This is a genomic window from Anaerovibrio sp. (genome assembly GCF_051866355.1).
GTDB lineage: Bacteria > Bacillota > Negativicutes > Selenomonadales > Selenomonadaceae > Anaerovibrio.
Window position 1 is genome coordinate 1 of record NZ_JBJDWZ010000104.1, and the last position, 1,451, is coordinate 1,451.

The 1,451-nt window shown below is 50.0% G+C and carries 1 protein-coding gene; it reads left to right on the top strand.

All coding sequences use genetic code 11. The features are described 5' to 3' along the window. Positions 1 to 167 precede the first annotated feature (167 nt). Positions 168 to 1,148, top strand: a complete 981-nt coding sequence (locus ACI3UA_RS05635) for a diaminopimelate dehydrogenase (protein ID WP_439723853.1) — start codon at positions 168 to 170, stop codon at positions 1,146 to 1,148. Positions 1,149 to 1,451 lie beyond the last annotated feature (303 nt).

Genomic DNA, 1,451 nt, shown 5'->3' on the forward strand with positions numbered 1-1,451 from the left:
AAAAAGTACACTGTATACACAATAAAATCCTACCATAATACTCAATTTTGTGATATCATATCAAGTGGTCAATATATAAATATTGACATATATCTATACCATTTGTTATATAGTGCCTGCTAGGGGAATTGTATGCACTGTAGTGAGATAAGAAAGGAAGATATGTAATGAGAATTGGTATTTATGGCTATGGCAATCTGGGACGGGGCGTTGAGGCTGCTGTCCGTCAGAATGATGATATGGAGCTGGTGGCAGTATTCACCCGCAGAAATCCTGCTGACGTGAAGCTGCAGACCGAGGGCGTCAAGGTGTATGCCGCCTCCGAGGCGGCAAGCCACGCTGATGAGATTGATGTGCTGGTGCTGTGTGGCGGTTCCGCTACCGACCTGCCGGAGCAGACCCCGGAGCTGGCAAAGTATTTCAACGTAATCGACAGCTTCGATACCCATGCCCGCATTCCTGAGCATTTTGCCAATGTGGACAAGGCTGCTGTAGAAAGCGGCCATACTGCCCTGATTTCCTGTGGCTGGGATCCGGGCATGTTCTCCCTGAACCGCCTGTATGCCAATGCCGTACTGCCGCAGGGCAACGACTATACCTTCTGGGGCAAGGGCGTAAGCCAGGGCCATTCCGATGCCATCCGCCGCGTCAAGGGCGTAAAGAACGGCAAGCAGTACACCATTCCCGTTGAGGCGGCTCTGGAGGCTGTCAGGAACGGCGAGAACCCTGAGCTGACCACCCGCCAGAAGCACACTCGTGAGTGCTTCGTGGTGGCTGAGGAAGGCGCAGATCTGGCTCAGATTGAAAAGGATATCAAGGAGATGCCGAACTATTTCTCCGACTACGATACTACCGTGCATTTCATCAGCGAGGAGGAACTGCAGGCCAACCACAGCGGTATTCCTCATGGCGGCTTCGTGTTCCGCACCGGCGTTACCGGCTTTAACGGCGAGAACAAGCACATCATCGAGTACAGCCTGAAGCTGGATTCCAACCCTGAGTTTACTTCCTCTGTAATCCTTGCCTATGCCCGTGCTGTAAACCGTCTGCACAATGAGGGCGTAAAGGGCTGCAAGACCGTGTTCGATATTGCGCCTGCATATCTTTCCCCATTGAGCGGTGAGGAACTGAGAGCCCACATGCTCTGATGTTCAGGCACGATTATAAGAAAATCTAAATATCCGGATGGATTAAATACTTTGAAAACAAGCATGTCCTGCCTGCTGGCGGGATGTGCTTGTTTTTTGTTGCGCCTTTTGCTCTGTGGCTTCGCCAGAGGGGGAAAATAATATAGTATAAAACTTCAACCACTTTCAAGGTGATGAAAATAAAAAAGAACCGCCACAAAATCACTTTGCTTTGCGGCGGCTTCCGGCCATCTGACCTGCATAACAGGTTCAGCTGACTTCCGGTTATTTGTTTTTTACGGAGTTTTTACTTTACAGGCTTTG